General features: G+C 57.8%; 8 protein-coding genes. 4 read left to right on the top strand and 4 right to left on the bottom strand.

The genetic code is table 11. From position 1 onward, the window contains the following. Positions 1–82 precede the first annotated feature (82 nt). Positions 83–1,573, bottom strand: a complete 1,491-nt coding sequence (locus ACZAHD_RS20415; protein WP_462458379.1) for a SmvA family efflux MFS transporter — start codon at positions 1,571–1,573, stop codon at positions 83–85. 119 nt (positions 1,574–1,692) lie between these two features. Between ACZAHD_RS20415 and ACZAHD_RS20410 the strand changes: the two genes are divergently transcribed. Both ACZAHD_RS20410 and ACZAHD_RS20405 read left to right on the top strand, forming a co-directional pair. Then, positions 1,693–2,274, top strand: coding sequence for a TetR family transcriptional regulator (locus ACZAHD_RS20410; RefSeq protein ID WP_462458378.1), 582 nt, complete (start codon positions 1,693–1,695; stop codon positions 2,272–2,274). A gap of 268 nt (positions 2,275–2,542) precedes the next feature. Continuing rightward, positions 2,543–2,815: a hypothetical protein gene (locus ACZAHD_RS20405; RefSeq protein WP_462458377.1), complete on the top strand. Its 273-nt coding sequence runs from the start codon at positions 2,543–2,545 to the stop codon at positions 2,813–2,815. Positions 2,816–2,861: 46 nt separating this feature from the next. Here the strand turns inward: ACZAHD_RS20405 and ACZAHD_RS20400 are convergent, their stop codons facing one another. Then, positions 2,862–3,770 carry a LysR substrate-binding domain-containing protein gene (locus tag ACZAHD_RS20400; protein ID WP_462458376.1) on the bottom strand — a complete coding sequence of 303 codons (909 nt, stop codon included), beginning with the start codon at positions 3,768–3,770 and terminating at the stop codon, positions 2,862–2,864. Positions 3,771–3,875: 105 nt separating this feature from the next. On the opposite strand from ACZAHD_RS20400, the gene ACZAHD_RS20395 reads away from it, so the two are divergent. Both ACZAHD_RS20395 and ACZAHD_RS20390 read left to right on the top strand, forming a co-directional pair. Continuing rightward, positions 3,876–4,190: a carboxymuconolactone decarboxylase family protein gene (locus ACZAHD_RS20395; RefSeq protein WP_462458375.1), complete on the top strand. Its 315-nt coding sequence runs from the start codon at positions 3,876–3,878 to the stop codon at positions 4,188–4,190. 12 nt (positions 4,191–4,202) lie between these two features. Further along, positions 4,203–4,613 (top strand): tautomerase family protein, encoded by a 411-nt coding sequence (locus tag ACZAHD_RS20390; protein ID WP_462458374.1) that lies wholly within the window; start codon positions 4,203–4,205, stop codon positions 4,611–4,613. Positions 4,614–4,693: 80 nt separating this feature from the next. Here the strand turns inward: ACZAHD_RS20390 and nhoA are convergent, their stop codons facing one another. Further along, complete coding sequence (gene nhoA, locus ACZAHD_RS20385) at positions 4,694–5,539, bottom strand: N-hydroxyarylamine O-acetyltransferase (protein ID WP_462458380.1); 846 nt, start codon at positions 5,537–5,539, stop codon at positions 4,694–4,696. A 76-nt stretch (positions 5,540–5,615) separates the two neighbouring features. Further along, a complete protein-coding gene (locus ACZAHD_RS20380) occupies positions 5,616–7,277 on the bottom strand; it encodes an ABC transporter permease (protein WP_462458373.1) in 1,662 nt (553 codons plus the stop codon). Between the last annotated feature and the right edge of the window lie 67 nt (positions 7,278–7,344).

Genomic DNA, 7,344 nt, shown 5'->3' with positions numbered 1-7,344 from the left:
CCATGAGCGCCGCCGCGCTGAGAGAGAAAGCGTTGGCCCCACTGCGACGGGCGGCCATGGAGCTTTCTCTCCAGCTGTAGAGCTAGTTCATTTTCGGCGCCTGCGCCAGACTGCGCCAGATCCCGGCGGCCAGCAGCAACAGCAGCACCCCGGCTGAGGCCAGCACGATACTGTGGGCGCTGATAAATGCGCTTTTCGCCGCTGTAATCAGCGAATGTGCCGGAACAGCAGGCAGCGATTGCGCCAGGGCGAGCGCTTCGCTGATGGACGACGACGCCTGCTCCGCGGCCTGGCCGTCCACCCCGGCGGGCAGTACAATCGATGAACTGTAGCTGCGGGTCAGAATCAGGCCGAACAGCGCGATCCCCAGACCGGCCCCCAGCTCGTACGCCATGGTTTCAATAGCGCCGGCCGCCGCCGCTTTCTCTTTCGGCGCCGCCGCCATAATGGCGGAGCCGGAAGCCAATAACGCGCTGTCGACGCTGAACCCTAAGAGCACCATCAAGCCCCACGCCAGCCAATGCTGGGTGCTGAAATCGGTCATCGACAGGCCGAGAAAACTGAGCGCGCTTAACATGATGCCGCCGGTTGCGACCAGCCGCAGGCCAAGGCGGGAAACCATCACTCCGGCAACAGGGCCGCTAAACCCGCTTGCCAGCATCAGCGGCAGCATAAACAGCCCGGCTTCAAACGGCGTTTTGCCGTGGACGAACTGCAGCTCCTGCGCCATCAGGAGCTCAAAACCGACCAGGGTGATCAGCGCGGTCATCGCCATCATCACCCCGCTTAAGATAATGCGATGGGTAAACAGGCTCATATCGACCATCGGAGTCGCGGCGGAAAGCTGCTGGCGAATAAAGCGTACCAGCAGCGTCAGGCCCACCAACGCGATCAAACCGGTCATCCATAATGCCATCTGCCCTTTCAGCGCCGATTTTGCACTGAACACCAGCATCAGGATCGCCACAATAAGCATCAATGCCTGGGTCAGATTGAGCGGCTGTTCGCGGCGTGCCGGCTGGCGCGGTACCATCCGGGCGCTGAAGGCAATAACCGCCAGCACGATGGGAACGTTGATCAGGAACACCGATCCCCAGTAAAAATGTTCCAGCAGAAAGCCGCCCACCAGCGGGCCGAAGGCGGCGCCGCCAGAACCAATTGCCGCCCACAGACCTAGCGCCATGTTGCGGTGACGCGCCTGCGAGAAAATATTACGGATACCGGCGAGGGTCGCCGGAACGATCATCGCCGCACCGATAGCCAGCAACGCGCGGGAGGCGATCAGCACCAGCGCCGTGGGTGAAAATGCCGCCGCCAGCGACGAAACGCCGAAAATAGCGCTGCCGAGCAGCAACAGTCGTTTAAAGCCTATTTTATCGCCGAGCGCCCCCATCGGCAGTACCATCCCTGCCATCACTAATGAATAAATATCAATGATCCACAGCAGCTCATTGCTGCTGGTCCCCAACGACATATTAAGCGTTGGCGCGGCGACATGCAGTACCGTGGCATCAATCGCCACAGGCAGATAAACCAGCAAAATCGCCACCAGCGTTAACCATTGCCGAGACATACCTTTTTCCTCAACTTTGAAAATTGGACACGCGTCCAGGATTGCGATCCTGCCGGATTATTGAACCACTGTCCAACTTTTTGTTAATATCGAGGAAAACCACGGCTCAGCGGGGAAATATGCACTACTTAAATCGGGAAGCTCGTCGGGAAGTGATCATGCTGGCGGCGATGCGCGTCGCGCTGCAGGGGGGATTAGGCGCCATGACCGTACGGCAAATCGCCGCTGTGGCTGAAGTCTCTACCGGACAGTTACATCACCATTTCACCTCCATCGGCGAACTTAAGGCGCAGGCCTTCGTCCGCTTAATTCGTGAAATGCTCGATATCCAGCTGGTCGCGGAAGACGCCTGCGCCCGCGATCGCCTGTTCTCGATACTCGGCAGCGAAGATGGCCGCCTGGATCCCTATATCCGTCTGTGGCGCGAAGGGCAACTGCTCGCCGGCAGCGATAGCGACATCAAAGAGGCCTACCTGCTTACTATGTCGATGTGGCACGAAGAGACGGTCAAGATAATACGTCTCGGTCGCGAAAGCGGCGAATTCCGCCCCGGTGACAGCGCGGAGAATGTCGCCTGGCGGTTAATTGCCCTGGTCTGCGGACTGGACGGGATTTATGCGCTGGGAATGGAAGCGATCGACGACAGCACCTATACGCAATACATAAATCATTACATAACGTTAGAGCTGATGCGCCCGTAAATCATTTGGCCGCCAGACCGGCAGAACCGTTCTCGGCAGCCAACCCGACGGCATTTTGAATAACATTTCATTTATACATCACAAATAGTAAATCCTGCTCAGCGCACAAATCAGCCTCCGCGCCTGGAGGCTGATGCGTTAAAAAAACAGCAGGTAAAGAAGGGGTAAACCTGTAGCCGCTGCCGGCAATGACTTATACTCTTTTCGTGTTTTATGCCTGCGCTTGTAAACCTCTGCTTCAGCCGGATGATACGTTTGGGAGGGAATCATGGGTAAATATGTCATTTTTATCAGTCGCCGCGACGGAAAAGCCGTGCCAAAAGACCGGGTGACATCCTCTTTGATTAAAGAGATGAAACAACAGGGTTTCAGAAAACATCACGTTGAGGTAGACGCTGAAAACGAACAAGATGCCGTTAAAACGTTAAATAAATTTAATGATGATTTTCTGACGGAGGTAAAGGAGTACGGTGGAAGCGTTATATTTGTGTGCCTGAGCGCGATTGTTATTTTCATCGTTTTTCTCTTTTCAAACAGCTAGCAAATTACGCCTCCAGGCGCACAATAATGGATTAACAGACCGGGTTTCAGCGCAAAGCAGAATCATCCGTCGGCGGCATATGGAGAGCAAAGCAGGCGATAATCGTCTCCAGCAGCAGTTTCGCCGGCCCGGAAAGCTGATTTTCATCACCGTATAACCCGACGCCAATGTCACCCGCTGCGGGCAATTTCGCGCCATGAACAACCTGTAGCGAAGCAGGCATGCCCATCGTTGTCCGTAGAGCCACCCCCAGTCCTGCCGATGCGGCGGCCCAGATACCGTTCAGGCTGCGGCTGGTAACGGCAATCCGCCAGGGGATACCGGCTTTGTCTAACGCCGTGGTGGCGGCTGTGCGCATGACGCACGGCGCTTCAAAGGCGAGCAGCGGCAGCGGCTGGTTTCTGTCGAGATAACCGCAGAGATCGTACTCCACCGCCGCGATCCACTGCAGCGGCAGTCTCCCCAACAGATGCTCAAATGCCGGTTCGTCGCGCTCTTCCCAGCTCAGGGCCAGATCAAGCTCCTGACGTAACATCGCCTCGCGCAGCGGCGCATTGCGCGTGACGGTGACCGCGATCTCAACTTCGGGACAGGCCCGGGCAAATTGCCCGAGGATAGCCGGCAGTAGCACCTCGCCAAAATCCTCCTGCAGGCCGAGACGAACCTCGCCGCTCACCCTTCTCGCCCTCAGCGCAGTCCAGGCTTCGTCATTCAGACTCAGCATTCGCCGCGCGTAGCTGAGCATGATCTCCCCTTCCGCCGTCAACGCCAGATGACGCCCGGCCTTTTGTACCAGCGCCGTTCCGCTCTGCTGTTCAAGTTTTTTTAGCTGGGCGCTGATTGCTGACGTGGAACGCCCAAGGCGTTCGGCGGCAAGAGCAAAACTTCCGAGTTCCATCCCGGTCACAAAAACGCGTAGCGCGTCGGCATCGAAGGTCAGCGGTCGTCTGGTCATCGTCAATCATCCCATTTTTCAGGACTATTAGTCATAAATTATATGATTATCAAAATCATCATAACCGGATATCGTCTCCGTGACATCCCACATATGAGGTTGAAAATGGACAAAGTTAATCTGACACGGGAAAACCTGGCGGCGCTGGCGCCAAAGCTGGCATCCCTGAGTGAAGAGGTCTTGTTTGGCGATATCTGGCAGCGCCCGGCATTGTCACCGCGCGACAGAAGCCTCATTACTCTCAGCGCGTTGGTCGCCCTGTATCGCCCGGAACAGCTTGCCTGGCACCTGAAATTTGCCCGTAATAACGGCGTAACGGAAAGCGAAATCACCGAGCTTTTTACTCACCTGTCGTTTTACGCCGGATGGCCAGCGGCGGTGTCGGCACTCAATGTATTTAGCCAGCGCGATGCCGAATGAGGGGGGACGTTTATGCCGCTGACCCGTATCGCCATTTCTGAGCCGCGTTTTGAGAAATGGCACGCTCATATTTCCAACGATTTGCAGCAGGCGCTTGAAGACCATTTTTCGGTGCCGCCTGGCGACTGTTTTCAGCTTTTTGACTGCTACAGTCCGCGACAGCGCGTGTTTGACCCTGACTATCTCTGCGGCGCAGAGGGCGGACGCAACGACGATTATCTGCTGTTTCAGATAACGGCTGGCAAAGCGCGCAGCCCGCTTCAAAAACAGGCTTTCTATCAAAACTTAGTCGCCAGACTTGAACAGTCGTTGGGGATCAGCCCGCACAACATCATGGTGGTCATTGGCGTTACCGAGCCAGAGGACTGGTCATTCGGCAGCGGGAAAATGTTCAGCTTAACGGATATTCCGCCGCCACGGTGAGCAACGCGCGGATAACGGAGGCTGTGAGCGGCGAGGGACCGGAAGCAGGCTTTCGGCCCCTCGCTTTGGGTATCAGTTACCTACTTCCCCGCCTCCGGATGGGTATCAAACGCCGCCATGACCGCTGCAAGTTCAGCTTCAGTAAAGCCATATTTGGCATCATCGACGCCAAGACCGAAGCGGGTTTGCAGCGCTTCATACAGCGCAGGAACATCCGGTAAATCAATCTTCTCGACCACATGGGCGTTATCCCAATGGGTGAAGTGGAAGTTGGTTAACGTCATTTTTCCGCCGTCTGGGAAATGACGGCACATCAGCAGATGGTGGCGAAAATGTGACTGCGGCCAGTGCGCCGACCAGAAATTTCCCATGACATAGTCAGCGGCATACTGGCGCCCGAGGTCGAAAAGGTACATCGACTGCCAATGACCGTGATGGCTGTACTGCAACGTCCACTCGTCGCCTTCGCAAATCAGCCGGTAGACACCGTGTGGGGTTGACTGTTCCGCATCCGACAGCAGGCGGATAGGCGCGGTCAAGCTCTGGCCGCCGAAGCCGACATCAGCAATCCAGCGCTCGCCTTCCACTTCGACCAGCAACAGACGATGGGTTCGCGGCGGCATCTGCGGCGGATTGGCCAGCACCACGCGGCCCAGCAGGCTACGGACATTAAAACCCAGCTCGCGCAGCGCCCGCTCCAGCAGCCCATTTTGCTCAAAGCAGTAACCGCCGCGACGGCCATTAATCAACTTCTCTTCCAGCGTCCGATCGTCGAGATGGATCTCTCTGGGCAGCAGGACATCCAGGTTTTCAAATGGAATCGCGCCATTGTGGTGAATATGCAGTTCGCGCAAGGTATTAAGCGAGACATCAGGGGTTCCCGTCCAGCCCAGACGAGAAAAATAAGCGCTTAAAAATCGACTCATCATTGCCTCCAGCAACCGGTGTCCGACATTTATAGCCTGTTTTTCCCGCCTGACCAGCTATTTTGTGCGATCGCATTTATCCGCGCGCGCCGCGCTGCATCAAGGCCAACGCGCCGAGCATCAACGCCAGGCTGGTCAACAGCGTCAGTGAAGCCATCGCCATGCCCTCGCCTATCGACCCCTGCTCAAACTGATGCCAGATAAATACCGCCACGGTTTGCGTCCCCGCAGGAGCCAACAGCAGCGACGTCACCAGTTCACGTGAAGCGATGGCAAATACCATCAGCATCGCCGCCAGCAGCGCCGGAAAGACCAGCGGCAGCACAATCAGACGCAGTGCCTGCAGCGGCGACGCGCCGTGCACCCGCGCCGCCGGTTCGAGATTACTGCCCAGTTGGCGCAGGGCGCTGCCAACATAGCGCACCGGCCACGGCAACAGCAGACAACAATATGACAGCAGCAACATCCATTCGCTGTTATAAGGCGAAACCGGCCAGAACGGCTGATTCCACAGCAGGATCAGTCCGACGCCGACAACCACGCCCGGCAGCGCCGCCGGCATCAGTGACAGCGCATCGACGATCCCGCGACCTTTGATTTTCTGCACCAGCACCAGCCACGCGACGACCAGCCCCAGCAGACCGACGATCAGCGCCGACGCCAGCGCCAGAGAAAGGCTGGTACCCAACGCCGACAGCGCATCTCCCTGTCGGGCAAACAGTGCAGCAAAATGGCGGAAGGTAAAATTATCGCCATGAATGCCGCCTGATAAGGTGCCCATCAGGCCGGTTAATACCATTGCCGCGCCCGGCAGGACCACCGCGATGCCTCCGATACACAACATCAGCAAAACCGCGGGCAACGCCAGCCCCCCCAGTTCCGCCCCGCTATTTTCCCCCGGCTTACCCGTCACGCTGGTGACCTCTTTATCCCCCACCAGGCGCTTTTGCAGCCACCAGGCCAGCAGCGCGACCACGATCAGCAGCAGCGACAGCAGCGACGCGCCGGGCAGATCGATGGGCCAATCGGCCAGCCTTTTCTCAATACCGACGGTAAGCATCACCAGCCCGGCCCGTGCGCCCAGCGCCGCCGGGACGCCAAACTCCTCAATCGCCAGGGTAAACGCCAGCAGCATCCCCGCCGCCAGCGCCGGGGAAAGCATCGGCAGCGTAATATGCCAGAAGGCCCGCCAGGCACTGGCGCCAAGAACGCGCGCGACCATCGCCAGCCGCTGGCCGCTCGCCAGCAGGCTGCGGGACACGGCAAAATAGACCACCGGGAAGATATTAAAGGTCATCACCAGCACGACCCCGCTGCGGCTGAACAGCAGATCGTTCAGATCCCAGCCGGTGAGCTGTTGCAGATACCCGTTGCTTTGCAGCAGCAGCATCCACGACAGCGCGGCGATGTACGGCGGTGTGAGGAACGGGATCAGGAACAGCAGATCCCACAAGCGTGGCAGCGGAACATTAAACAGACCGCGCAGTACCCCCAGCGGCAGGCCGATAACGACGCTCATCAGCGCCACACCGCTGGCCACCCACAGGGTGCCGCCGAGCATCGGCAGGAGTTGAGGATCGGCTAACAGCGTCGTTACGCCCGTCAGTGCACCGCTCAGCGAGCCGGCGCTGAAATGGGGGAAAATCGCCTGTAAGACGATGAATAACAGCGGTAATGCCACCAGCACCAGCACCAGCAGCACCGTCAGAGTGACGCCGGAAATCAGTTTCTGTTTCACGGTATTTTCCTGGAAACGAACTTATCCGGCTCTCGAGGCGCTTAGCCAGACTACAGGTTCACAGCGA

Origin of the sequence: Raoultella sp., assembly GCF_039594335.1 — a bacterium.
Lineage (GTDB): Bacteria > Pseudomonadota > Gammaproteobacteria > Enterobacterales > Enterobacteriaceae > Klebsiella.
Note: the sequence above shows the minus strand (reverse complement) of the source record. Positions and strands in the feature narration are given on the sequence as shown.

Coding starts and splice junctions, on each gene's coding strand:
- ACZAHD_RS20415 (WP_462458379.1), bottom strand. CDS start 1,573: ATGTCTCGGCAATGGTTAACGCTGGTGGCGATTTTGCTGGTTTATCTG.
- ACZAHD_RS20410 (WP_462458378.1), top strand. CDS start 1,693: ATGCACTACTTAAATCGGGAAGCTCGTCGGGAAGTGATCATGCTGGCG.
- ACZAHD_RS20405 (WP_462458377.1), top strand. CDS start 2,543: ATGGGTAAATATGTCATTTTTATCAGTCGCCGCGACGGAAAAGCCGTG.
- ACZAHD_RS20400 (WP_462458376.1), bottom strand. CDS start 3,770: ATGACCAGACGACCGCTGACCTTCGATGCCGACGCGCTACGCGTTTTT.
- ACZAHD_RS20395 (WP_462458375.1), top strand. CDS start 3,876: ATGGACAAAGTTAATCTGACACGGGAAAACCTGGCGGCGCTGGCGCCA.
- ACZAHD_RS20390 (WP_462458374.1), top strand. CDS start 4,203: ATGCCGCTGACCCGTATCGCCATTTCTGAGCCGCGTTTTGAGAAATGG.
- nhoA (WP_462458380.1), bottom strand. CDS start 5,539: ATGAGTCGATTTTTAAGCGCTTATTTTTCTCGTCTGGGCTGGACGGGA.